This window comes from Saccharopolyspora sp. NPDC049357 (genome assembly GCF_040677225.1).
In the GTDB taxonomy this organism is placed as follows: domain Bacteria; phylum Actinomycetota; class Actinomycetes; order Mycobacteriales; family Pseudonocardiaceae; genus Saccharopolyspora.
This window is the reverse complement of sequence record NZ_JBFAQJ010000019.1, coordinates 53,495-76,150: the sequence shown is the minus strand read 5'-3', so window position 1 is coordinate 76,150 and position 22,656 is coordinate 53,495. Positions and strand designations below refer to the sequence as shown.

Here is a 22,656-nt window from a genome sequence, read left to right as displayed (position 1 = left end):
TGAACCAGACGCGGCTGCGCCGAATGAGAAGAGGGAGAAGAGCGCTGCGGATCAGCGGATGCGACACGCCTGCGCGGCCACGCGAACCAGGTCGACGTGGCGGCGCTTGGTCAGCAGATCCGCGGGGAGCACGCACTCATGCCACCAGTGCCCACCGCAGGTGTCAACAGCCGGATCGACCATCCCATCCTGCGGACGCACGAGGTCCGCAAGACCCGCGTGGGCGCGTGCTCCACCACCGACCTCGACGCGCGGCTGCGCGAGCGCGGGGTGAACACCCTGCTGTCGGCGGGATCTCGACCAGCGGCGTGGTGCTGTCGACCGTCCGCGATGCCGCCGGCCGGGACCACCGGGTCCGGGTGCCGGCGGACCTGTGCGCCGACCCGGACCCGGTAGTCCCCGACTTCTTGACCGGCCGGATCTGCGCCGCGCACGGCCAGACGATCACGACCGGGGGACTTCGACCGGCGAGTCAGACCTGCCCGACTCCCCCATCGGCGGCGAGCACCGAGCCGTTGACATAGCTGGCGGCGTCCGAGGCCAGGAAGACCGCGGCCGCCGCGATCTCCTCGGGCTTGCCGTGGCGGCCCAACGGGATCGTTCGCTGGGCCTGCTCCCGGGTTTCGGCGTCGACGAGGTCGAGCAGGCCCGGTGTGGGGACCATGCCGGGCGAGACCGCGTTGACCCGGAACTCGCGCGCACCGGAGCTGTGCGCCCAGCCGCGCGCCAGGTGGTGCACCGCGGCCTTGGTCGCCGCGTAGATCTCCAGGCCGGGCTGCGGGTGCGTCGCGGCGGTCGATCCGGTGAGGATGATCGACGCGCCCGGCCGCAGCAGCGGCAGCGCCTTCTGGACGGTGAAGACCGTTCCCTTGACGTTGACGCCGAACTGGGCGTCGAACTGCACCTCGGTGACCTCGCCGAACGGCGCGTCGATGCCGATGCCGGCGTTGGCGACCACCACGTCGACGTGCCCCGCCCGCTCTCGGACCGCCTCGTAGAGGGCGTCGAGATCGGCGAGCTTCGAGGAGTCGCAGACCACGGCGGTGACGTCCTCGCCGAGCTCGGCGATCGCCTCGTCGAGCACCTCCTTCCGGCGGCCGGTGATGAACACCGTCGCGCCCTCGTCGCGGAACGCTCGCGCGATCGCGAGCCCGATTCCGCTGCTACCACCGGTGACCACGGCGACCTTGTCCTGCAGGACGGCCATGCCGCCCACCTCCCTGAATTATGGACTGTTCCGTCCACAACTCTGCCCGTTCTGGACCGTTCGGTCAAGAAGTCGTATTCTCGTGCCGTGCCACGACCCCGGGAGTTCGACGAAGCCGGTGTCGTCGCGGCGGTCCGCCAGGAGTTCTGGGACAAGGGCTACGCGGCGACGTCGCTGGACGACCTCATGCGCGCCAGCGGACTCGGCAAGGGCAGCCTCTACGGCGCGTTCGGCGACAAGCGGAGCCTGTTCCTGCGCGTGCTGCGCGACTACGACGAGGCCAACGACCGCATGCTCCGCGAGCGCCTGGCCGCGGCGAAGCGGGGTGTGGACTTCGTCCGCGACTTCGTGCGCGGTCCGGGGAGCGACGTGACGGGCGCCCGGCGCGGCTGCCTGCTGGCCAACACCACCGCCGAGCTGGCCATGAGCATGCCCGACGTCGCCGCCGAGGCCCGCCGCAGCTACGAGGCGACCACGCGGGTGCTGACCGAGGCGCTCGACCGCGCCCAGCGCGAGGGCGACGTAGACCCGGACGCGGACGCCGAGGAACTCGCCCGGGCCGTCCTGGCCGCCCAGCTCGGCATCGTCGCACTCGGGCGCACCGGCATGGACCTCGACGAGCTCGCCACGGCCGCCGACGGCGCCCTGCGCAGGCTGCTGCCCGCTATTGGCTGAGCAGGCCCATCGTCGTGGTGGCCAGTGCGACGACGAGGATCGTCGAGCAGGTGCCCAGCGCGAACGCGCGCGGTCCCGTGCGCAGCAGCGCCCCGACGCGGACCGCCGTGCCCAGCGCGAACAGCGCGGCGGTGAGCAGCAGCGTGGTGACCGGCCGGGACACGTCGACGACGAAATCCGGCAGAACCCCGCTGCTGCGCAGCGCCACGGTCACCAGGAATCCGGCCACGAACATCGGCATGATCGGCGGTCGCGTCGCCGTCGCGCGCCGCCGGCCGAGCAGGCTCACGCCGGCCACCAGGGGGGCCAGCAACACCACGCGGCTGAGCTTGACCACCACCGCCAGCGTCACCGCCGAGGCACCCAGCGGCGAGGCGGCGGCCACGACCTGAGCGACCTCCTGCACCGCCGCCCCGGCGATCCGCCCGCCGAGGTCGGCGCCGACACCGGTGCCCGCGAAGGTCACCGGCAGCGCGATCATCGCGACGGTCCCGAAGACCGTCACCATCGCCACGCTGGTCGCCACGTCCTCGTCCTCGCGGTCCACCACTCCCTCGACGGCCGCCACGGCGGACGCCCCGCAGATCGAGAACCCGGTCGCCACCAGCAGCGACAGACCTCGCGAGACTCCCAGCACCCGGCCGAGCCACAGCGTCCCGGCGAAGGTCGCCACCACGGTGATCAGCACGGCCAGCACCGTGCCCGCGCCCAGCCCGAGGATCTGCCCGACGCTCAGCTGCAACCCGAGCAGCACCACGCCCGCGCGCAGCGGGATGCGCGCCACCCACGCGAGTCCCGGCCGAACCCGCTCGGGCAGGTTCGGGAGGTTCCCGACCACCACGCCCAGCGCGACCGCGACGGTCAGCGCGCTGAGCACCGGAACCTGCGAGGACACCAGCATCGCCGCGGCCACGGCCGCGCCGGTCAGCACGAGTCCCGGAACGAGGTGGGTATCAGCGCTGGTCAGGATCTTCACACCGGTCACGTTCGCCGACCGGGCGGCCCCCTTGTAGCCGTCGTCGGCGCAGGTCGTCATAGCCCAGCGGAATGCCCGCTCCCCAGTGAGCCTGCCCAGGACCTACCCTTCGGGCATGACCGCGCCCGATTCGGAATCCCTGCGCCTGCTGGTGCTGGTGGGCGAGCTGGGCAGCATCGGGGCCGCCGCCGCCGAGCTGCGCATCAGCCAGCCCTCGGCGAGCAAGCGCCTCAACCGGCTGGAACGCCAGCTCGGCCTGGCGCTGCTGGAACGCACCCGCCAGGGCTGCACGCCCACCCCCGCCGGGGAGATGGTGTGCGGCTGGGCGCGCGAGGTCCTCGCGCACGTCGACGGGCTGATGAACGGCGTCCGGGCGCTGCGCGCCCAGCAGGAGTCCAAGCTGCGGGTGGCGGCGAGCATGACCGTCGCCGAGTACCTCGTGCCGCGCTGGATCAGCCGGCTTCGAGAAGCCCTGCCCGAGGTCCACCTGGAGCTCGACGTCACCAACTCCGCGGCGGTGGCCGAAGCGGTCCGGCACGGCCAGGCCGATCTGGGCTTCATCGAAACCCCCGACCCGCCCGAGGGCGTCTCGGTTCGCTACGTCGCCCGCGACCGCATGGTCGTCATCGCCCCGCCCGGACACCCCTGGGCGAAGCTGCGGCGACCGCTGACCCCCAGCGAACTGGCCGCCACGCCGGTGATCGTGCGCGAACACGGCTCGGGCACCCGGGAGACGCTGCACCGGGCGCTGGCCGACGTCGGCGCCACCCCGGTGGCTCCGCTGCTGGAGCTGCGCTCCACCACGGCGGTGCGCAACGCGGTGGTCGCAGGCGCCGGTCCGGCGGTGCTCAGCACGCTCGCGGTGGCCTCCGACCTCGCCGAGAAGCGGCTCGTGGAGGTCCCGGTCGCCGACCTGGACCTGCGACGACCGCTGCACGCGGTCTGGCGCTCAGGACTTCAGCTCACCGGCCCGGCCGCGGCGCTGCTGGCCACCGCCATGCGCGCTCCCGACTGACGGCGGCAGCGCGCGCGTCGGTGCGGCGGCCTTGAGCAGCATCTCGTCAAACTCGTCCTCCGGATCCGACGCCAGCACGATCGCGCCACCGGCGCCGACCTGCCAGCGCCCGTCGACGAGCACCATCGTGCGGATGACGATGTTGAGGTCGGCCACGCCCGAACAGCCCAGGTAGCCGATGGTGCCGGAGTACACGCCGCGCGCCCGGTCCTCGACCTCTCCGATGATCTCCAGCGTGCGCGGCTTGGGCGCCCCGGTCATCGATCCGCCCGGGAAGCAGGCGCGCACGCAGTCGATCGCGTCGCGCTCGGGGCGCAGCGCACCGCGGATCGTCGAGACCAGCTGGTGCACGGTCTCGTAGGTCTCCACCGCCATCAGCTCGGGCACGTGCACCGTGTCCACCGCGCACACCCGGCCGAGGTCGTTGCGCATCAGGTCGACGATCATCAGGTTCTCGGCCCGCGTCTTCGGATCGGCCGCCAGCTCACGCCGGATGCGCGCGTCCTCCTCGGGGTTCTCGCCGCGCGGCGCGGTGCCCTTGATCGGCTTGGCCTCCACCACCCGGTCCGAGGTGATCTTGAGGAACCTCTCCGGCGAGGAGCACGCCACCTCGACACCGCCCGCGCGCAGGAAAGCGGAGTACGGCGCGGGATTCCGGCGGCGCAGGCGCCGGTAGGTCCGCAACGCCGGTTCCGCGGCGGGCAGGTCCGCCGAGTTGGTCAGGCAGATCTCGTAGCTCTCACCGGCCAGCAGGTGCTGCTTGCACCGGAGCACGTCGCGCACGTACTCGGCGCGGTCGCGGGCCAACGCGGACTCGACGCCGTCGGCCTCACCGCCGCCGGGTTCGTCGAGCCGGACCGGGTCTGCCAGTCGCGCGGCGGTGTCGGCGAGCCAGTCGACCGCACCGGACCGGTCCTCGCCCTCGCTCAGCGCCACCAGGTAGGTGCGCTGCTGCTGGTGGTCGACGGCGACGAAGCGGTCGGCGAAGATCCACACCGCGTCCGGCGTCGGCGAGCGGTGCCGGTTGGGCGAGCCGCAGTCGGCCTTGAGCTCGTACCCGAAGTAGCCGACGTAACCACCGGTGAAGTCGAACGGCAGCGGCGGTGCTTCGATCTCGCGGCGCGCCAGCTCCCCCTGCAACCGGTCGAGGACCGGCTCGTCGCCGGAACCGACGCGGTAGACGAGGGTTTCGCTGAGCGGACCGGAATCGTCGCCGAGGAAGGAGAACCGCGACAGCCCCTCCTCGACCCGGGAGCTGTCCAGCCAGAACGCGTTCTCCGACTCGGAGAACAGCCGCGTGAACGCCGATTCGGTGTCGACCGCCCCGTCGAGCTCCACGACGTTGGCGCGGAACCTCCTCTGCGGCAGGACCCTTCGCGGCGCTCGTCGCGCGGTCCGAGGTGTGCTGCGGGTGGCGAGATCGCGGAAGTTCGCGAGCAGCCGCTCGCCGTGCTCGGACTCGACGGACTCCGGGTGGAACTGCACGCCCCAGCGCGGCAACCGCCTGTGCCGCAAGGCCATCACCACCCCGTCCTCGGCCCGCGCGGTGACCAGCAGCTCCTCGGGCACCGGCTCGGCCACGCACAGCGAGTGGTAGCGCACGGCCCCGAACCCGGTGGGAATCCCGGCGAACATCACGTCGCCGTCGTGCGCGACGCGGGTGATGTGACCGTGCCGCGCGACCGGGGCCTGCACGACGCGCGCGCCCTCGCTCACCGCCAGGCCCTGGTGCCCGAGGCACACGCCCAGCACCGGAACGGTGGCCCTGTCCAGGACGTCGGCGCAGATGCCGAAATCGCGCGGACGTTCAGGCGTTCCAGGTCCGGGTGAGAGGACGACGTTGTCGTAGTCGTCGAGGTCGACGGAGGCGTCGTTGGTGACCACGTGCGGCTCGCAGCCGTTGACCCGGGCCAGCAGGTGGAACAGGTTGTAGGTGTAGGAGTCGTGGTTGTCGACCAGCAGCGTGCGCACGACTCCGCCCTCCCGTCCGGGGGTTGCGAGGGTCAGCTGTCCTCGCCCCTCTTGTCCTCTTCGCCCTTGCGGTCCTCGCGCCCCCTGCGTTCCTCCTGCTTGTCCCCGTCGGGCGGCTGGGGACGCTCGGTCCGCGCGGGCGGCGGAGGCGGAGGGGGCGGTGGCGTGCTGGTCGTGGAGTTCAGGACCGCGTCGGACACGATCAGCGGCTGCTGGGAGCCGCGCAGTCCGAGCTGGTGGCGCTCGGTGATGCGGGACCCGTCGGTCATGTGGAGTTCGACTCCGACCAGGACGGTGTTGGGCGCGCTGGTCTTCGGCGGCTCGACGACGCGCACGTCGGCCACGCTCGACCAGAAGCCCTCGTAGCCCGCGCGGCCCTGCGCCTGCAAGCCGGTGCCCAACCGCGTCCACGCGTTGGCGGGGTGCTCGGGCAGCAGCGCGTAGTAGTCCGAGACTACGCGTTCGAGCTCGGCGGCCGTGGCGGACCGCTCCACCGGCTGCTCCTTCTCGGCCGAGGGCAGCAGGAAGGCCAGCAGGACCAGCACCACCGCGGCGGCACCGGCGGCGGCGTAGATCCAGCGCCGCGAGCGAGCGGGCTGCGACGCGGGGACCGGAACGTTGTCGAGGCGGGTGTCCTGGCTCGGCGAACCGGCCTGCACCCGGGCCACCGGCTGCGTGAGGTCCGGGTCGGTGATCGGCGGGAGCGGCGACGGGGCTCCGGAGAGCACGGCCTGCATCGCCTCGCTCGCCTGCGCGGGCGTCGGCCGCTGAGCGGGGTCGACGTGCAGCATCCTGGTCAGCACCGGGGCCAGCACGCCGGCCAGTTGCGGCGGGCGGATCTGCCCCGCCGCGACCTCGTGCAGCAGGGCGATCGAGTTCTCCGCGCCCTCGCCGAACGGGGGCACGCCCTCGACCGCGGCGTAGAGCGTCGCGCCCAGCGCGTAGACGTCGGAGGCGGGCGTGGGCGCCCGCCCGCGAGCGACCTCGGGAGACAGGTAGGCGGGCGTGCCCGCGATGACGCCGGTCTGGGTGACCGCGACGTCGTCGACGGCGTGGGCGATGCCGAAATCGGTGATCTTGGCGGTGCCGTCGTCGCTGAGCAGGATGTTGCCCGGCTTCACGTCGCGGTGGGTGATCCCGGCGGCGTGGGCCGCGTCGAGGGCGGCGGCCGTCTGCGCGCCGATGCTCGCCACCGCACCGGGCGTCATGCGCCCCTTCTCCTCCAGGACCTCGGCGAGGCTGCGCGAGGGCAGGAACTCCATGATCAGCACGGGGAAGCCGTCCTGCTCGATCACGTCGTGCACCGCCACCGCGTTCGGGTGGTGCAGGCGCGCAGCGATGCGGCCCTCGCGCATCGCCCGCTGCCGGGCCACTTCGACGAGCTCGGGGGTCGACGCCGCGCTGGGGTTGAGCTGCTTGACCGCGACGGGGCGTCCCAGCAGCTCGTCGGCGGCCAGCCACACCACGCCCATGCCGCCGCTGCCCAGTCGCCGCTCCAGCCGGTACCGATCGGCGAGCAGCGCGCCCACCTCTGCCACGCGTAGCCCTTCTGCTCGGGAAAAACCCCGACCAGGCTAACCCGGACGTGTGATCCGCCCTGGACCCCCGGGCACCTTCCCAGCCTCCGAACTGGGAAAACGCCTTCTTCCGGAGCACGTCCATCCGGTTCAGCGGGCACCGCGACCACGCAGCGCGGAAATCCTGACGGCGCGTGACCGATGGGTGACACTGTGATCCGACCGACCACGGGAGGAACGTGATGGAGTACCGGACCGTCGGGGCGACCGGCGTTCGCGTGTCGCCGCTGTGCCTGGGAACGATGTCGTTCGGCGCCGAAGCCGACGAGCAGACCTCGGCCGAGATGTTCCAGCAGGCGCGCGAGCTCGGCCTCAACTTCTTCGACACCGCCGACGTCTACGCGGGCGGGCGCTCCGAGGAGATCCTCGGCAGGCTCATCGCCGACTGCCGCGACGAGGTCGTGCTCACCTCGAAGGCGTTCTTCCCCACCGGACCCGACATCAACGCCCAGGGCTCCTCCCGCCGGTACCTCGTGCGCGCCGTGGAGGCCAGCCTGCGACGCCTGGGCACCGAGTGGATCGACTTCTACTTCGTGCACGCCTTCGACGCGCACACCCCGATCGAGGAAACCCTGCGCGCGCTCGACGACCTGCAACGGCAGGGCAAGATCCGCTACCCGGCGGTGAGCAACTGGGCGGCCTGGCAGATCGCCAAGGCGCTGGGGATCTCGGCCAAGGACCGGCTGGCGCGCTTCGAGCTGATCCAGCCGATGTACAACCTCGTCCGCAGGCAGGCCGAAGTGGAGATCATGCCGCTGGCCGAATCCGAGAAGCTCGGCGTCATCACCTACAGCCCGCTCGGCGGCGGTCTGCTCACCGGCAAGTACGGGACCAGCCGCCGCCCCGAGACCGGACGTCTCGTCGACAACGAGCGCTACGCCCGCCGCTACGGGCAGGAGTCCGACTACGTCACCGCCGAGAAGTTCACCGACTTCTGCGCCCAGCAGGGCGTCGAACCGGCCACGCTCGCCGTCGCCTGGGCGATGTCGGCCCCGGCGGTCACCGCCCCCATCATCGGCGGCCGCGATCTCGACCAGCTCGCCGACTCGCTGGCGGCGCTCGACATCGACATGACGCCCGACCTCCGCGAGGAGATCTCCCAGCTCTCCCCTCCCCCGCCGCCGGCGACGGACCGCACCGAAACCCGCGACGCCGCTCTCACCTGAGGCCGGGAAGTTCGCCGGGCGCGGGGAGACCGCGACGACGCGGGCGCTATTGTGCCTCTCGTCGTGGCATTTTCGCTTCGCTCGGAGGGGATGGCCTTGAGCAGCAACGAGATTTCACGTTGGTCCGATCAGTCCAAGCCATCGTCCGCCGAAGGGTGGATCGCGCGAGCGCGCGAAGTCGCGGGAGTCCTCGCCGCCGACGCCGTCGAGCGCGACCGGGCCGGTGCGGTGCCGACGCGAGAAGTTCAGCTGCTCAAGGACTCCGGGCTCGTCACCCTGCTGGGGCCCGCGGAGCACGGCGGCGCGGAGCAGCACTGGACCACCGCCTGCCGCGTGGTGCGCGAGGTCTCCGCCGGGGACGGCTCGATCGGACAGCTGCTCGGCCACCACTACGTGTGGGCGTGGGCGATGCGCTTGGTCGGCACTCCCGCACAGATCGCCGAGGTCGACGAGCTCTACACCACCCGCGGCCACTTCTTCGGCGGCGTGGTCAACCCGCGCGACCACGACCTCGTCGTCACCGATGAGGGCGAAACCCTGCTCTACCGCGGCAAGAAGTTCTTCTCCACCGGGAGCAAGGTCGCCGACCTGCTGGTCATGGAGGGAACGCTGGAAACCAGCGGGAGCAGCGTGTTCGCGGTCGTGCCCGCCCAGCAGGACGGGATCACCTTCGGCGACGACTGGAACAACCTCGGCCAGCGGCTCACCGTCTCCGGCAGCGTGGAGATCACCGACGTCCGGGTGCCGTGGTCCGGCGCCGCCGGGTACGTCGACAAGCAGTTCCGCCCGTCGGCCTTCAGCACCCTGCACGTGCCCGCGCTGCACCTGGTGTTCGCCAACCTCTACCTCGGCATCGCCCAGGCGGCGCTGCGCGCCGGCGTCACCTACACCCGCGGTCACACGCGCGCCTGGCCCTACGGCGGCGAGGGCAAGAACTCCGGCACCGAGGAGTTCTACGTGCTGGAGGGGTACGGCGACCTGCAGTCCAAGCTGTGGGCGGCCGAGACGCTCACCGACGCGGCGGGGGCGAACCTCGCGCAGCTGCTGCACGCCGACCGCGATTCGGTGACGCGCGAACAGCGGGGTCGCGCAGCGGTTCTCGTCTCAGCCGCCAAGCAGCGCGCGATCGACGTGGGCCTGGAGATCGCCAACCGGGTCTTCGAGCTCACCGGCGCTCGCGCCACGGCCAACTCGGTGGGCATGGACCTCTACTGGCGCAACCTGCGCACCCACAGCCTGCACGACCCGGTGGCCTACAAGCGGGTCGAGGTCGGCCGGTACACCCTGCGCGGTGACCTGCCGACCCCGTCCCCCTACAGCTGATCTACTCCGGCGCTTCGCCGTCGGTCCAGGTGCGCGGCACGACCACGTGCAGGGCGTTGCGCGCAACCTCGAAGGTCTGCGGAGTGCTGGAGACGACCTCGCCGTCGATGTTGATCGGCAGCGGCTCCTCGGTGTCGATCCGCACCGCGCGGGTCCGGATGTGCTCGACCTGATCGCTGGACTTGCCGGTCTTGAGCCCGCGCACGACGTCGGCGAGCTGGCGGAGGTTGCCCTGCTTGATGACCGTGACGTCCAGCGCGTCGTCGTCGATGCCGGAGTCGCTGGCGGCCAGCTGCCCGCCGCCGAAGTAGCGACCGTTGGCGACCGAGACCTGGAGCAGCTTGTCGTGCTCGCGGTCCTCGTGGTCTCCGTCCGGGAAGGTCAGCTTGGCGCCGAAGGGCCGGTGCTTGAGGAACGCCTTGGCGGTGGCCACCGGGTAGGCCAGCGGGCCGACGTAGCGCTTGAGCCGGGGCGACATGGCCTGCGCGACTTCGGCGCCGATGCCGACCGAGGCGCGGTTGACGTAGTAGTTGTCCCCGCAGAGCCCGAGGTCGACGTCGACGATGTGGCTGCCCAGGATGGTCCGGCAGGCCCCGTCGAGGTCGTCGGGGATGTGCATGGTGCGGGCGAAGTCGTTGGCCGTGCCCAACGGCAGCAGCGCGAGCGGGACGTCGCGGTGCGCCAGGCAGTCGACCACCGAGCTGACGCTGCCGTCTCCGCCGCCGACGATGATCAGGTCGTGGCCGCTCTTGGCCGCCGAGTCGACGGTTTCGACCAGTCGCGACGGGTCGTGCAGCGGGTAGGTGGCGCCCAGGGGTACGCCGAGCTCGCGCAACCGGTCGAGGGCGTAGGCGTAGGCCTTGCCTCCGGTGCGCGAGTGCACGTTGACCACCAGGGCGGCTTTGGTGACAGGCCGCTCGATGCGAATGGTCCGCCTCCTGCGAAGTTCGGGGACACCGATGGCGTCCTTTCTACCGCCGCCAGGTCGCGGGTCACACCCCACAGGGGTGTCCGGGACCGAGCGGCACCGCCGCGAGACGTGGAACCGGCCTCGCGGCGGCCTTCCCCTCGCCGCAGGAACGGACGGTCAGGCGCGGGCGCCGACGTCTGCGGTGACGACGCCGGTCGAGACCAATCGGCGCTTGGCTCGGCGGGTGCCCCACGGACCGTGCAGGGCGATCATGTCGGACGGGAGCGGACAGGTGCGCCCACCTTCGGCGATCCGGGAAATACCGGCCTCCGGGCGGGGCTGAGCGTGCTTGGACACAGTTCTCACCAGCGAAAAGTAGGTAAAGAGCAAAATTGGGGCAGGAGAGCACGCGCTGCCGAGAACCAATTATGCGCCATCCGATGTCGATCTTCACGGCGGGGTCGACATCTGCATCCGAAAGCGTCGAATTCCATTCGCATTCCATTGTGGATCGAATTGCGATTCCCGCGATTTCACCGAATTTTAGGCTCAATTTCACTTTGCACTGAAGCGATAGGTGTCATCGCCACGCGCACGACCCCTCGGCGGGTCGCGTGCATGCGGGCATGCCATCGTTGGGTCATGAGCGCCGGGCAGCAGGCCGAGCCGATCGCACAGCAGTCCTCCCAGCCCGACCGAGGGCAGCGGTTCCACGCCGCGATGGAAGCCGTGACGCGAAGACTCCCCTTCGGGCTCTCCCGCGTCGTCGCGCCCAGCCTCCTCGGCTTCGCGCTGATCAACGGATCCACCTTCGCCTTCGACCTGCTGCTGCTCACGCTGTTCCGCAGCGTGCTGCACTGGCCGGTCCCGGTGGCGTTCACGGTCGCCTACCTGATCGCCTTCGCGCTGAGCTTCGTGCTCAACCGGGCGCTGAACTTCCGCTCGCACGCGCCCGTCGGACCGCAGGCCGCGCTCTACGCGCTGGCGATCCTGATCAACTACCTGGCGTTCATCCTCGGCCTCGGCAGCGGCCTGGCGGCGCTGGGCACGCAGTACCACGTGTCGCGGCTCATCGCCGGCCTGTGCGAAGCGGTGTACATGTACAGCGTCATGCGCTGGGTCATCTTCCGCGACACCGACGGTCGCTGAGCTCCAGCCGCACGGGCTAGGGTCGCGACGTGCTCAACAGCGTTCGCGTGATCCGGCGACTGAAATCCGCGGACCACGACTTCGTGCTGCGCTCGGCGTCGTGGCCGCGCAGCACCGCCGACCCGGCGTTGCGCCGGCTCACCCACCTCGCCGACCACAGCAAGCTGTGGCTCGGCGTCGCCGCCGTGCTGGCGACCAGGCGCGGACGGCTCCGGCGTGCGGCGTTGCGCGGAGCCAGCGCCATCGCGTTCACCAGCGCCGTGACCAACGGCATCGGCAAGCCCCTGCTCCCCCGCCGTCGTCCGGCCGCCAACCTCCTGCCCGTGCGCCGCAGGCTGAGCACGCCGCCGTCGTCGTCCTCGTTCCCGTCCGGTCACGCGGCCTCGGCGGCAGCGTTCACCACCGCGGTGTGGATGGAATCCCCGGAGATGGGCCTGGCGCTGCTCCCGCTGGCCGGGGCCGTGGCGTACTCGCGGGTGCACACCGGGGTCCACTGGCCGACCGACGTGCTCTTCGGCGCCGCGATCGGCACCGGCGTCGCCGCCGCCACCAGCCGCTGGTGGCCGGTGCGCCCCTCCACGCCGAGCATCGCCAGGCCCAGCGCGCGCACCGTCGCGATGGAGGAGGGCGAGGGTCTGGTGCTGCTGGTCAACCCCTCCTCCGGCGACCCCGCCCGGGATCCCACCGCCGAGCTCACCGGACTGCTGCCGCGCGCCGACTTCGTCCGCCCGCTGCCCGGCACCGATCTGGCCGATCAGCTGCACGAGCACCTCGACGCCACCGGCGACGCGAAGGCGCTCGGCGTCGCCGGTGGGGACGGCAGCGTCGCGGCAGCGGCCGCGGTCGCCGCAGTGCGCGGGCTGCCGCTGCTGGTGGTGCCGAGCGGGACGCTCAACCACTTCGCGCGCGATCTCGGCGTGAACAGCACCGACGACTCCGTGCGGGCGCTGCGCGCCGGTTCGGCGGTGAACGTGGACCTGGGCACGGTCAAGGTCGACGACCTGCCGCAGCAGTGGTTCGTCAACACCGCGAGCCTCGGCGGCTACCCGGACATGGTGCGGCTGCGCGAGAAGTGGGAGCACCGCTGGGGGAAGTGGCCCGCCGGAGCGGCGGCGCTGGTGCGGGTGCTGGCCAGCGCCGAGCCGATCCCGGTGCGGATCAACGGGATCGACCGCAGGATCTGGCTGTTCTTCGCCGGTGGCAACGGGTATCAGCCGAAGGGTCTGGCTCCGACCTGGCGGCCGAGGCTGGACACCGGCGTGCTGGACGTCCGCTACATCCGCGCGGACCTGCCGTTCTCCCGGACCCGGTTCGTCGCGGGAGCCCTGACCGGGGCGCTGTTCCACAACCGCGCCTACGTGCAGGAGGAGCGCGACCGGGTTCGGGTCGAGGTGCTGGGCGCGCCCGTGGCGCTGGCCCGCGACGGCGAGGTCTCGCTCAAGGGAACCGTTTTCGAGTTCGCCGCCCGCGACGGCGCGCTTCACGTCTACCGGCCGGACTGAGCGGGAGAGCCCGGGGGCGCCGCGTCCCGCGTTCGGCGCCCCCGGGGTTCTCCTCGGTCCTTCGTCAGGCGCCGATGGTGGCGGTGTCGATGACGAAGCGGTAGCGCACGTCACTGCCGGTGACGCGCTCGTAGGCGGAGTTGACCTGGTCCGCCGAGATGGTCTCGATCTCCGCGCCGATGCCGTGCTCGGCGCAGAAGTCCAGCATCTCCTGGGTCTCGGCGATGCCGCCGATCATCGAACCGGCCAGCGACTTGTTGCCGCCGATCAGCGAGAACGCGCTGTAGGACAGCGGCGTGCCCGGGGCACCGACGTTGACCATGGCTCCGCCGACGCGCAGCAGACCCAGGTAGGAGTCGATGGGCAGCTCGGCCGAGACCGTGTTGAGGATCAGGTCGAAGCGGCCCGCCAGGGTCTCGAAGGTCGACTCGTCGCTGGTGGCGTAGTAGTCCTTCGCACCGAGCCTGAGGCCGTCCTCCTGCTTCTTCAGGCTCTGGCTGAGCACCGTCACCTCGGCGCCCATCGCGGCGGCCAGCTTCACGGCCATGTGGCCGAGACCGCCCAGGCCGACGACGGCGACCTTCTTGCCGGGGCCGGCGCCCCACTGCCGCAGCGGCGAGTAGGTGGTGATGCCCGCGCACAGCAGCGGGGCGGCGACGTCGAGGCCGATGCCCTCCGGGATCCCGCAGACGAACGCGTCCTTGACCACGACCTGCTGGCTGTAGCCGCCGTAGGTGTTCTCGCCGTCGAAGCCGACGCCGTTGTAGGTCTGGACGTTGCCCTTGACGCAGAACTGCTCGGTCCCGGCCTGGCAGTACTCGCACTCACCGCAGGAGTCGACCATGCAGCCGACGCCGACGCGGTCGCCGACCTGGTACTCGGTCACCGCCGATCCGACGGCGGCGACGGTGCCCGCGATCTCGTGGCCCGGGACCATCGGGAAGATGGCGGTGCCCCAGTCCTCGCGGGCCTGGTGGATGTCGCTGTGGCAGATGCCGGCGTAGGCGATGTCGATCAGCACGTCGTCCGGCCGCAGGTCACGTCGCGTGATCGTCGTCTGCTCCAGGGGTGCCCCCGGGGACGGAACGGCGATAGCGTTCGTGATCGTGCTCATGAACCCTCCATGGAACAGCTTGTGCACGAGCTCTCGATGTAAGAGCCTTCTTACATTGGGACGTGAGAGGGCTCTTACATATTCCAAGCGAAAGATGTGATCCAGGACATGGGCGGCAAGTACCACCACGGCGACCTCCGCGCCGAGCTCGTGCGAGTCTCGCTGGAGCTCATCGCCGAACGCGGCGTCGAGAGCTTCTCCGTCGCCGAGGCCGCCCGCCGCTCCAAGGTCAGCCCCGGCGCTCCCTACCGGCACTTCCCCGAGCGGGAGAGCCTCGTCGCCGCCGTGGCCACCGAGGTCGCCCGCCAGCTCGCCGACGAGGTCGAGCAGGCGGCGGGAGAGCACACCGACCCCGTGGAGGGGCTCGCCGCCGCCGCGGGCACCTACACCGGGTACCTGATCCGGCAGCGGGTCGGGATGGACCTGATCAACGCCGAGGTCCTGCAGGGCGCCCGCTACGCCGAGCTGCACGACCAGACCCGCCGCCTCACCGACCAGTTCCTCCTGCGCACCATGGCGGTGGCCGCCCCGGCCGATGCCCTGGAGCTGATGGAGCAGCTGTTCACCCAGGCCCACGGCTACGGCACCTTCTGGCTCAACGGCGTCTTCACCAAGCACGGCTACACCCCGGACCTCGTCGTCCGGAAATCCGCCCAGGCCGCCCGGGTCGCCGTCGAGGGCTACCGCCACACCTCCCCCTGACGCCTTCGATCACCTCCACAACCCGATCACCGCCGCGTTCGGACACCGTTGCGACTGACTGATTCCTCAGTTGAATGTTGCGATTTGCGCATGGGGTCGGTACGGTCCGATGCGTGTCGGATGGCGGGTGGGTCGCGCGGGTTCGGCCCCGGCTCCAGGAAGCGGCCCGGCACGCGATCGCCGGCGCGTCGCGCACGCGCGCCACGTCAGCCGCCACGATCCACCGCCACTCCCCCGGCCGCTCCGCGGAGCCGATGCGCCGGGCGCCCCACGAGTCCATCCGACGCGAGATGGTCCGCACCGCAACGAACTTGAAGGAAGACCGATGAACGAAGAGGTCATCATCACCGCGGCGCTCACCGGCGCCGGCGACACCGTCGGCAAGAGCCCGCACGTGCCGGTCAGCCCGGAGCAGATCGCGCAGTCGGCGGTGGAGGCGGCGAACGCGGGCGCGGCCGTGGTCCACGTGCACGTGCGCGACATCGAGACCGGCCAGGGCACGCGCGACGTGTCGGTCTACCGGGAGACGGTGCGGCGGATCCGCGAGTCCGGTGTGGACGTGGTGCTGAACCTGACCGCGGGCATGGGCGGTGACCTGTTCATCGACCAGGACGACCCGCTCAAGCCGGTCGACGGAACCGACCTGGTCAACGGCCTGGAACGGCTGCCGCACGTCGAGGAGCTGCTGCCGGACATCTGCACGCTGGACTGCGGTTCGCTGAACTTCGGCGACGGCAGCCAGCTCTACATCTCCACCCCGGACATGCTGCGCGCGGGCGCCAAGCGCATCCAGGAGCTGGGCGTGAAGCCGGAGCTGGAGATCTTCGACACCGGCCAGCTGTGGTTCGCCAAGAAGATGATCGAAGAGGGCCTCATCGACGCCCCGCCGCTGTTCCAGCTGTGCATGGGGATCCCCTACGGCGCTCCGGTCGATCCCGGTGTGCTGCAGGCGATGGTGAACATGCTGCCGGAGGGCGCGAACTGGGCGAGCTTCGCCATCGGCCGCAACCAGCTCCCGTGGGTCGCGCAGTCGGCGCTGCTCGGCGGGCAGGTCCGCGTCGGCCTGGAGGACAACCTCTACCTGAGCCGCGGCGTGAAGGCCACCAACGCGCAGCTGGTCGAGCGCGCCGTGACCATCGTCGAGGGCATGGGCGCCAAGATCGCCACTCCGGACCAGGCCCGCGCCAAGCTCGGCCTCAAGCCCCGCTCCTGAACCGAAAGGGAATCCACTGTGGACAACGAGAGCGCATCGCGGGTCCGCCACGTCGCCTGCATCGGCGCGGGCGTGATCGGCGGCGGCTGGGCAGCGCACTTCCTCGCCCGCGGCTACCGGGTCACCGCGTGGGACCCGGCGCCGGACGCGGCGGAGAAGCTCCGTCGACTCGTCGACGCCGCCTGGCCCGCGCTGACGGAGCTCGGGTTGGCCGACGGCGCCTCCCGGGACAACCTCACCGTCGCCGACACCCTCGAAGAGGCCGTCGCCGAAGCGGAGTTCGTGCAGGAGAGCGCGCCGGAGGACCTCGCGCTCAAGCAGGACCTGCTCGCCAAGATCGACGCCGCGACGCCGGCGGGCGTGGTGATCTCCTCGTCGACCTCGGGCTACCCGATGACCGACATGCAGACCGCGTGCGCGAACCCGGGCCGCCTGGTGGTCGGGCACCCGTTCAACCCGCCCTACCTGATCCCGCTGGTGGAGGTCGTCGGCGGTGAGTCCTCCGAGCAGTGGGCGGTGGACTTCGCGGCGGAGTTCTTCGAGGTCGCGGGCAAGCACGTGATCAAGATGGACCGCGAGGTGCCCGGTTTCATCGCCAACCGCCTGCAGGAGGCGATCTGGCGCGAGGCGCTGCACATGGTCGACAGCGGCGAGGCGACCGTGGAGCAGATCGACGCCTCCATCACCGAGGGTCCCGGGTTGCGCTGGCCGCTGCTGGGGCCGTGCCTGACCTTCCACCTCGCCGGAGGCGAGGGCGGCATGGCGCACATGCTCGACCACTTCGGGCCGTCGCTGAAGTCGCCGTGGACCCGGCTGGAGGCGCCGGAGCTCACCGCCGAGCTGCGCGACCGCATGGTCGACGGGTGCGAGGAAGCGGCCGACGGCCGCAGCATCCCGGAGCTCGTCGCCGACCGGGACAAGGCCGTCATCGCGGTGATGCGCGCGGTCAACGAGGTCCGGGAGGCGCGATGATGATGCGGCAGCAGGTCCGCCCGGAGTGGATCGACTACAACGGTCACCTCAGCGAGGCCTACTACGTGCTGGTCTTCGGTTTCGCCACCGACGCCCTGATGGAGCGGATCGGCATGGACTCCGAGCACCTGAAGCGGACCGGCTGTTCGCTCTACACGGTCGAGGCCCACGTCCGCTACCTCCGCGAGGTGCCTCCGGACTCGGAGATGCTCATCACCACCAGGGTCGTCGAGGTGGGCGCCAAGAAGCTGCGCCTCTGCCACGAGATGGTGGTGGACGACGTCCTGCGGGCCACGACCGAACTCGTCGCCCTGCACGTGGATTCAGAGCAGGGGCGCACTTCCCCGTTCCCGGAGGACATCACCGAGGCCCTCAACAGCCGCCTCGAAGCGGCCCCGGACTACGCGGGTCGCGTCTGAGCGGCCACGGCCTCCTGCAGGAAGCGGCGGAGCGCCTGGTGCTGCGCCGGTGAGAGTTGCGGGACCTCGGAAGTCATCGCCTGGATGGCGAGGGCTTTGATCTCGGGGTCCTGCTCCTCCTCGGCGGCGAGATCCCGCCAGAGGGCGTCGCCGTCGATGCCCGCCGCGAGTTCGGCTTCGCGGACGGCGTCGGCCAGTTCGAGCTGGTCCTGGGCGCACTGCTCGACCCTCGGGTCGTCCGGGTCGGCCGCGGCGAGGTGGTCGTAGTGCTCGGTGACCCGGTCGGTCAGCGCGCGCAGGTGTTCGTCGGCTGCGGCGAGGTTGTCGGTGGCGGCTTGCAGCACGGCGCGCTGGGGGCCGAACGCCTTCTCCACGAGCAGCAGCATGTCCCGCTGCTGGCCACCGGGAACACCGGCGTGGCGCCGCACGCGCGCGACCCGCTCGCTCTCGTTGCCGACCTCGCCGATCAACGCCGGGGCGCCGCCGGCCGCGCGCACCAGGCGCAGCGCCTCGCGCTGCCGGGCGATCCGCCGCTCCTGCTCGGCAAGGTCGAGCTCGACGCCGTCGAGCAGGTCGGCGAGTTCGGTGGTCCCATCGGCGACGTCCTTGATCTGCGACAGGCTCAGGCCGAGGTCGACGAGCTTGCGGATCAGCAGCAGGCGGGCGATCGCCGAGGTCCGGTAGACGCGCCGACCGGCGGAGTCCCGCTCGGCCTCGCTGAGCAGTCCGATCTGGTGGTAGTGGCGAACGGTGCGGGGTGAGACGTCGGCGAGCTCGGCGACCTGGCCGATCGTCAGCGGCCTGTGCTCCAGCGGGTTCATGGCGATCAGCCAACCAGTTGACGCCGCGTCAACCGCAAATCATCGATGCGCCGGTTCCAGCGCGCGGATCTCGCGAACGCTGTCGGCGAGGGTCCGGTCGCCGAGGGAGGCCAGCACGGCTCGTTCGGCTTCGGCGGTGAGGTTGGCGAAGAACTCCCCGGTGCGCGCGGCGACCATGCACACGTGCTCGCCGTCGGGTGAGCGCGCCCACAGCGGCTTGTCGCCGACGGCGCAGCGGTAGATGTCGGCGAGCGTGATCTCCTCGGCAGGCCTGCCCAGCCTGGCGCCGCCGCCGCGGCCCTTGGTGCAGATCACGAGACCTTCGGCGTGCAGCGGGACGAGCAGCTTGCGCACGAGGCTGGGGTTGGTGCTCAGCTCCTCGGCGAACTGCGTGGAGCTGCGCACCTCGGCGCCCTCTTCGGCCGCGATGGCCAGCCGCATCATCACCTGAAGCGCACGGCAGAACCGGATGTCGAGCATCTCCTCCACCTCCGTCCGCGAGTCGCACCGAAGTCTAACAACGCCCCCATAATAGCGACTGTCACAGTTGCAGTTTCCTGAATCGAATATGTAAGTTTGTCTTGCACACTTCAGCTCCGGGACTTCACTCCTGGAACGCACCGACAGGAGAGCATCGCTGTGAGCAGTCGCGCTTCGCAGGCATTGGCCCGCCCGTTCACCCTCGGTTCGGCCGAGCTGCCCAACCGCATCGTGATGGCGCCGATGACGCGGCAGAAGTCCCCGGGCGGCATCCCCGGCGAGGACGTCGCCGCGTACTACGCGCGCCGCGCCGCCGCGGGCACCGGCCTGATCATCACCGAGGGCACCTACGTCGACCACACCTCGGCGGGCTTCAGCGGTGACATCCCCCGCTTCCACGGCGAGGAGCAGCTGGCGGGCTGGTCGCGCGTGGTCAAGGCCGTGCACGCCGAGGGCGGCAAGATCATGCCGCAGCTGTGGCACGTGGGCATCCAGCGCCCGGCGGGCGCGGGCCCGTTCCCCGAAGCCCCGGTCGTCGGCCCGTCGGGCGTCGGCCTGAACGGTGAGCCTGGCGCCGGTTCCCCGCTGACCCTGTCGGACATCGACGACCTGATCAACGCCTTCGCGGAGGCCGCGTGGGCCGCCGAGCGCATCGGCTTCGACGGCGTCGAGCTGCACGGCGCGCACGGCTACCTCATCGACCAGTTCCTGTGGGAGCGCACCAACCGGCGCACCGACGCCTTCGGCGGCGACCCGGTCGAGCGCACCAGGTTCGCGGTCGACATCGTCAAGGCGATCCGCGAGCGCGTCGCCCCCGACTTCCCCGTCGTGCTGCGCTTCTCGCAGTGGAAGGCCGACAACTACGACGCCAAGCTCGCCGAGAACCCCGACGAGCTCTCGGCGATCCTCACGCCGCTGGCCGACGCCGGTGTCGACGCCTTCCACGCCTCCGGCCGACGCTACTGGGAGCCGGAGTTCCCGGAATCGGGTTCGGAGCTCAACGTCGCGGGCTGGGCGAAGAAGGTCACCGGCAAGCCCGTCATCACCGTCGGTTCGGTCGGCCTGGACGCGATCTTCGACGCCGCTTCGCTGGCGGGCAAGGGCGCTGGCGTGGAGAGCATCGAGCGGCTGCTGGAGCGCTTCGAGCGCGACGAGTTCGACATGGTCGCGATCGGCCGCGCGCTGCTGGCCGACCCGCTGTGGAGCCAGAAGGTCCTGGAGGACCGCCAGCACGAACTCGTCCCGTTCACCAAGGACGCCCTGGTGAACCTGTACTGATCTCAGCGAGACCGACGAGGGCGCAGCGCGGGTCCGCGCGCTGCGCCCTCGTCGCTATCCCGTGGGTTCCGTCGTGGTGGCCGTCGCCGGTGACGTCGTCGTGGGCGCGGGTTCCGGCGGTGGCGTGCTGCTGGAAGGCGGTGGTTCGCTCGGCGGCGGCGGTTCGCTGGGTGGAGGTGGTTCGCTCGGCGGAGGTGGCGGCGGCTGGGTCGGCGTCGGCTCCGGAGCGGGTGCCGGCGGAGGCGGCGGCGGAGGCGCTGGCGCAGGGGCCGGAGCCGGCGCAGGGGCAGGCGCCGGTCCTGGCGCAGGGGCGGGAGGCGGCGCGCCCGCGGGAGCGGCGCCGGGCGGCGCCATCGCGACCGCCGCACCGGCCGGTGGGGCTTCCGCGAGAGACGGCGTCGGGTCCGGCGCTCCCGGGGGCAGACCCGGCGTGGAGACGACGCCTCGGGCGTAGCGGTCCGCCCAGGCCAGGACCGTGCGGACGTAGGTCTCCGACGGGTTGTAGCGGAAGAGGGCGGCGGCCAGCTGCGCGCGGTCGCGCAGGTTCCCGCCGCCCGCGCACAGGTACCGGCCCGAGGTCACCGCGGCGTCGAAGACGTTGTGCGGATCGGCTCCGCGGTGCGCGTAGGAGCGCCAGGTCCCCGGGATGAACTGCATCGGCCCGACCGCGCGGTCCCACACCACGTCGCCGTCGAGCCCGCCACCGTCGGTGTCGCGGATCGCGGCGATGCCCGGACCACCGTTCAGCCGCGGTCCCAGGATCGGCGAGTACGTGCGTCCCGAGGCCTCGACCTGACCGGATCTCGCGTGGTTGGACTCGACGCGCCCGATGCCCGCCAGCGCCGACCAGTGCAGGCCGCACCCGGGGTCCGACTTCGCCAGCGCGTCCTGCGCCCGCTGGTACGCGGCGAGCACGACGCCGGGAATCCCGAGCGTCCCGGCCGGGATCCGCCCCAACCGGCCGGTTCCGCGTTCGATCCCACCCCGCCGCAGGTCCTCGTGGAACCGCGGGCTGAGGACCGGGTCGTGGGGCACGCGTCCGCTGACGCCCGTCCTGCTGCCTCCCGGCGGCGTCGGTGCCGGGCTGGCCGCGTGCGACCGCTGCTGCCCCGCGTCCAGCGCGGAATCTCCGCGCACCGCCAGGACCGGTAGCAACGCCACCAGGAGTCCCGTGGTCACCGCGGTGAACCGCTCGCCACGGCTGAACTCGCCCGGCAACGCCAATGCCCGCACCTCCCCGTCCCACCCCCGCTGCGAAACTCGTCGGATTCGAGCGGTTCTCAGGGGCGGTACCGGCATTGTTCAAAGGCGCACCGACCGCCTGTACCGCCGATCGGCGCAAGTGGTTCGACCAATGGGAAGCGTGAATTCCGGTTGTCGATCTTCGCTCGCGGTACCGTCGGAACATGGGCGACCACGCGCACATCCTGACCCGGCGGGACGACGCGACCGTCACGATCACGATGAACCGGCCGAAGCGCCGCAACTCCCTGTCGCAGGAGCACCTCGCCGAGCTGCTGGCGGCGTTCCGCGAAGCCGGCGAGTCCGATGCGACGGGAATCGTGCTGGCGGGCGAGGGCCCGGTGTTCTCGGCGGGCCACGACTTCGGCGACGTCGCCGCGCGCGACCTCACCGGCGTGCGCGAGCTGCTCCGCCTGTGCACCGAGCTGATGGACACCATCCAGTCGGTGCCGCAGGTCGTGCTGGCCAGGGTGCACGGCCTGGCGACCGCCGCCGGGTGCCAGCTGGTCGGCGCCTGCGACCTGGCGGTGGCCGCCGAATCGGCGGGGTTCGCGCTGCCCGGCGGCAAGGGAGGCTGGTTCTGCCACACGCCCGCGGTGCCGGTGGCCCGCAACATCGGCCGCAAGCGGCTGATGGAGATGGCGTTCACCGGTGACGTCATCGATGCGGCCACGGCCCTGGACTGGGGCCTGGTCAACCGGGTGGCCGCCGACGACGCGCTGGACGACGCGGTCTCCGACCTGCTCGCCCGCGCGACGCGGGGCAGCCGCACCAGCAAGGCCATGGGCAAGCAGACCCTCTACGCCCAGCTCGGCCGCCCGGAGCAGGACGCCTACGCGATCGCCCTGGAGGTCATGGCCGCGGCCTCCCAGCTCCCGGCCGCCCGCGAAGGGATGGCCGCGTTCCTGGAGAAGCGCAACCCCGACTGGCCGGACTAGGCGAGC

Annotated in this window: 24 protein-coding genes; 13 read left to right on the top strand and 11 right to left on the bottom strand. The window is 71.5% G+C overall.

The genetic code is table 11. The annotated features are described in order from the left end of the window. Positions 1-51 precede the first annotated feature (51 nt). Complete coding sequence (locus tag AB0J91_RS17835) at positions 52-183, bottom strand: putative leader peptide (protein WP_363870020.1); 132 nt, start codon at positions 181-183, stop codon at positions 52-54. On the opposite strand from AB0J91_RS17835, the gene AB0J91_RS17830 reads away from it, so the two are divergent. Then, on the top strand, positions 139-396 hold the full coding sequence (locus AB0J91_RS17830) for a hypothetical protein (RefSeq protein ID WP_363870023.1): 258 nt from the start codon (positions 139-141) through the stop codon (positions 394-396). The two genes, AB0J91_RS17835 and AB0J91_RS17830, sit on opposite strands and share 45 nt — an antisense overlap. Positions 397-472: 76 nt before the next feature. Here the strand turns inward: AB0J91_RS17830 and AB0J91_RS17825 are convergent, their stop codons facing one another. After that, complete coding sequence (locus AB0J91_RS17825) at positions 473-1,207, bottom strand: glucose 1-dehydrogenase (protein ID WP_363869905.1); 735 nt, start codon at positions 1,205-1,207, stop codon at positions 473-475. 87 nt (positions 1,208-1,294) lie between these two features. Between AB0J91_RS17825 and AB0J91_RS17820 the strand changes: the two genes are divergently transcribed. Next, complete coding sequence (locus AB0J91_RS17820; protein ID WP_363869902.1) at positions 1,295-1,882, top strand: TetR/AcrR family transcriptional regulator; 588 nt, start codon at positions 1,295-1,297, stop codon at positions 1,880-1,882. Here the strand turns inward: AB0J91_RS17820 and AB0J91_RS17815 are convergent. Continuing rightward, positions 1,872-2,918 (bottom strand): putative sulfate exporter family transporter, encoded by a 1,047-nt coding sequence (locus tag AB0J91_RS17815; RefSeq protein ID WP_363869899.1) that lies wholly within the window; start codon positions 2,916-2,918, stop codon positions 1,872-1,874. The two genes, AB0J91_RS17820 and AB0J91_RS17815, sit on opposite strands and share 11 nt — an antisense overlap. Before the next feature lie 55 nt (positions 2,919-2,973). Between AB0J91_RS17815 and AB0J91_RS17810 the strand changes: the two genes are divergently transcribed. Beyond that, on the top strand, positions 2,974-3,873 hold the full coding sequence (locus AB0J91_RS17810; RefSeq protein ID WP_363869896.1) for a LysR family transcriptional regulator: 900 nt from the start codon (positions 2,974-2,976) through the stop codon (positions 3,871-3,873). Here AB0J91_RS17810 and pabB read toward each other — a convergent pair. Further along, positions 3,808-5,844, bottom strand: a complete 2,037-nt coding sequence (pabB, locus tag AB0J91_RS17805; RefSeq protein WP_363869893.1) for an aminodeoxychorismate synthase component I — start codon at positions 5,842-5,844, stop codon at positions 3,808-3,810. The genes AB0J91_RS17810 and pabB overlap by 66 nt on opposite strands. 32 nt (positions 5,845-5,876) lie before the next feature. After that, positions 5,877-7,382 (bottom strand): serine/threonine-protein kinase, encoded by a 1,506-nt coding sequence (locus AB0J91_RS17800; protein ID WP_363869890.1) that lies wholly within the window; start codon positions 7,380-7,382, stop codon positions 5,877-5,879. A 221-nt stretch (positions 7,383-7,603) separates the two neighbouring features. Here AB0J91_RS17800 and AB0J91_RS17795 point away from each other — a divergent pair, with 221 nt between their 5' ends. Beyond that, on the top strand, positions 7,604-8,587 hold the full coding sequence (locus tag AB0J91_RS17795) for an aldo/keto reductase (RefSeq protein ID WP_363869887.1): 984 nt from the start codon (positions 7,604-7,606) through the stop codon (positions 8,585-8,587). Between the two features lie 96 nt (positions 8,588-8,683). Beyond that, on the top strand, positions 8,684-9,910 hold the full coding sequence (locus tag AB0J91_RS17790) for an acyl-CoA dehydrogenase family protein (protein WP_363869884.1): 1,227 nt from the start codon (positions 8,684-8,686) through the stop codon (positions 9,908-9,910). A 1-nt stretch (position 9,911) separates the two neighbouring features. On the opposite strand, the gene AB0J91_RS17785 is transcribed toward AB0J91_RS17790, so the two are convergent. Continuing rightward, a complete protein-coding gene (locus AB0J91_RS17785; RefSeq protein WP_363791936.1) occupies positions 9,912-10,802 on the bottom strand; it encodes a YegS/Rv2252/BmrU family lipid kinase in 891 nt (296 codons plus the stop codon). Between the two features lie 195 nt (positions 10,803-10,997). Beyond that, the gene (locus AB0J91_RS17780) at positions 10,998-11,186 is read right to left on the bottom strand and encodes a hypothetical protein (protein ID WP_132627042.1); all 189 of its coding nucleotides are present in this window, start codon (positions 11,184-11,186) and stop codon (positions 10,998-11,000) included. Positions 11,187-11,540: 354 nt separating this feature from the next. On the opposite strand from AB0J91_RS17780, the gene AB0J91_RS17775 reads away from it, so the two are divergent. Together AB0J91_RS17775 and AB0J91_RS17770 are read left to right on the top strand one after the other, a co-directional pair. After that, positions 11,541-11,969, top strand: a complete 429-nt coding sequence (locus AB0J91_RS17775) for a GtrA family protein (RefSeq protein WP_363870017.1) — start codon at positions 11,541-11,543, stop codon at positions 11,967-11,969. Positions 11,970-11,998: 29 nt separating this feature from the next. Next, entirely contained in the window at positions 11,999-13,471 is a 1,473-nt protein-coding gene (locus AB0J91_RS17770) for a phosphatase PAP2 family protein (protein ID WP_363869880.1), read from the top strand. A 64-nt stretch (positions 13,472-13,535) separates the two neighbouring features. Here the strand turns inward: AB0J91_RS17770 and AB0J91_RS17765 are convergent, their stop codons facing one another. Then, complete coding sequence (locus AB0J91_RS17765; protein WP_363869877.1) at positions 13,536-14,585, bottom strand: NAD(P)-dependent alcohol dehydrogenase; 1,050 nt, start codon at positions 14,583-14,585, stop codon at positions 13,536-13,538. 108 nt (positions 14,586-14,693) lie between these two features. On the opposite strand from AB0J91_RS17765, the gene AB0J91_RS17760 reads away from it, so the two are divergent. From AB0J91_RS17760 to AB0J91_RS17745, 4 genes are all read left to right on the top strand, one after another. Further along, complete coding sequence (locus tag AB0J91_RS17760; protein ID WP_363869874.1) at positions 14,694-15,287, top strand: TetR/AcrR family transcriptional regulator; 594 nt, start codon at positions 14,694-14,696, stop codon at positions 15,285-15,287. A gap of 325 nt (positions 15,288-15,612) precedes the next feature. After that, positions 15,613-16,500, top strand: a complete 888-nt coding sequence (locus AB0J91_RS17755) for a 3-keto-5-aminohexanoate cleavage protein (protein ID WP_363791945.1) — start codon at positions 15,613-15,615, stop codon at positions 16,498-16,500. An 18-nt stretch (positions 16,501-16,518) separates the two neighbouring features. Continuing rightward, positions 16,519-17,472, top strand: coding sequence for a 3-hydroxyacyl-CoA dehydrogenase NAD-binding domain-containing protein (locus tag AB0J91_RS17750; protein ID WP_363869871.1), 954 nt, complete (start codon positions 16,519-16,521; stop codon positions 17,470-17,472). Continuing rightward, entirely contained in the window at positions 17,469-17,891 is a 423-nt protein-coding gene (locus AB0J91_RS17745; RefSeq protein ID WP_363869868.1) for a thioesterase family protein, read from the top strand. Before AB0J91_RS17750 ends, AB0J91_RS17745 begins: the two co-directional genes overlap by 4 nt. Here AB0J91_RS17745 and AB0J91_RS17740 read toward each other — a convergent pair. Further along, positions 17,873-18,712 (bottom strand): MerR family transcriptional regulator, encoded by an 840-nt coding sequence (locus tag AB0J91_RS17740; protein WP_363869865.1) that lies wholly within the window; start codon positions 18,710-18,712, stop codon positions 17,873-17,875. The genes AB0J91_RS17745 and AB0J91_RS17740 overlap by 19 nt on opposite strands. A gap of 39 nt (positions 18,713-18,751) precedes the next feature. Then, complete coding sequence (locus AB0J91_RS17735; protein ID WP_363791955.1) at positions 18,752-19,192, bottom strand: Rrf2 family transcriptional regulator; 441 nt, start codon at positions 19,190-19,192, stop codon at positions 18,752-18,754. A gap of 159 nt (positions 19,193-19,351) precedes the next feature. Between AB0J91_RS17735 and AB0J91_RS17730 the strand changes: the two genes are divergently transcribed. Further along, positions 19,352-20,470 (top strand): NADH:flavin oxidoreductase, encoded by a 1,119-nt coding sequence (locus tag AB0J91_RS17730; RefSeq protein ID WP_363869862.1) that lies wholly within the window; start codon positions 19,352-19,354, stop codon positions 20,468-20,470. 54 nt (positions 20,471-20,524) lie between these two features. Here the strand turns inward: AB0J91_RS17730 and AB0J91_RS17725 are convergent, their stop codons facing one another. Further along, on the bottom strand, positions 20,525-21,694 hold the full coding sequence (locus tag AB0J91_RS17725) for a lytic transglycosylase domain-containing protein (protein ID WP_363869860.1): 1,170 nt from the start codon (positions 21,692-21,694) through the stop codon (positions 20,525-20,527). Between the two features lie 182 nt (positions 21,695-21,876). On the opposite strand from AB0J91_RS17725, the gene AB0J91_RS17720 reads away from it, so the two are divergent. Further along, positions 21,877-22,650 (top strand): enoyl-CoA hydratase-related protein, encoded by a 774-nt coding sequence (locus tag AB0J91_RS17720; RefSeq protein ID WP_363869857.1) that lies wholly within the window; start codon positions 21,877-21,879, stop codon positions 22,648-22,650. Positions 22,651-22,656: the final 6 nt, after the last annotated feature.

Bases quoted from the DNA above. Each gene is read 5' to 3' on its own strand.
- AB0J91_RS17735 (WP_363791955.1), bottom strand. From the start codon at position 19,192: ATGCTCGACATCCGGTTCTGCCGTGCGCTTCAGGTGATGATGCGGCTG.
- AB0J91_RS17745 (WP_363869868.1), top strand. From the start codon at position 17,469: ATGATGATGCGGCAGCAGGTCCGCCCGGAGTGGATCGACTACAACGGT.
- AB0J91_RS17755 (WP_363791945.1), top strand. From the start codon at position 15,613: ATGAACGAAGAGGTCATCATCACCGCGGCGCTCACCGGCGCCGGCGAC.
- AB0J91_RS17760 (WP_363869874.1), top strand. From the start codon at position 14,694: ATGGGCGGCAAGTACCACCACGGCGACCTCCGCGCCGAGCTCGTGCGA.
- AB0J91_RS17775 (WP_363870017.1), top strand. From the start codon at position 11,541: ATGGAAGCCGTGACGCGAAGACTCCCCTTCGGGCTCTCCCGCGTCGTC.
- AB0J91_RS17830 (WP_363870023.1), top strand. From the start codon at position 139: ATGCCACCAGTGCCCACCGCAGGTGTCAACAGCCGGATCGACCATCCC.
- AB0J91_RS17720 (WP_363869857.1), top strand. From the start codon at position 21,877: ATGGGCGACCACGCGCACATCCTGACCCGGCGGGACGACGCGACCGTC.
- AB0J91_RS17835 (WP_363870020.1), bottom strand. From the start codon at position 183: ATGGTCGATCCGGCTGTTGACACCTGCGGTGGGCACTGGTGGCATGAG.
- AB0J91_RS17825 (WP_363869905.1), bottom strand. From the start codon at position 1,207: ATGGCCGTCCTGCAGGACAAGGTCGCCGTGGTCACCGGTGGTAGCAGC.
- AB0J91_RS17810 (WP_363869896.1), top strand. From the start codon at position 2,974: ATGACCGCGCCCGATTCGGAATCCCTGCGCCTGCTGGTGCTGGTGGGC.
- AB0J91_RS17740 (WP_363869865.1), bottom strand. From the start codon at position 18,712: ATGAACCCGCTGGAGCACAGGCCGCTGACGATCGGCCAGGTCGCCGAG.
- AB0J91_RS17765 (WP_363869877.1), bottom strand. From the start codon at position 14,585: ATGAGCACGATCACGAACGCTATCGCCGTTCCGTCCCCGGGGGCACCC.
- AB0J91_RS17815 (WP_363869899.1), bottom strand. From the start codon at position 2,918: ATGACGACCTGCGCCGACGACGGCTACAAGGGGGCCGCCCGGTCGGCG.
- AB0J91_RS17795 (WP_363869887.1), top strand. From the start codon at position 7,604: ATGGAGTACCGGACCGTCGGGGCGACCGGCGTTCGCGTGTCGCCGCTG.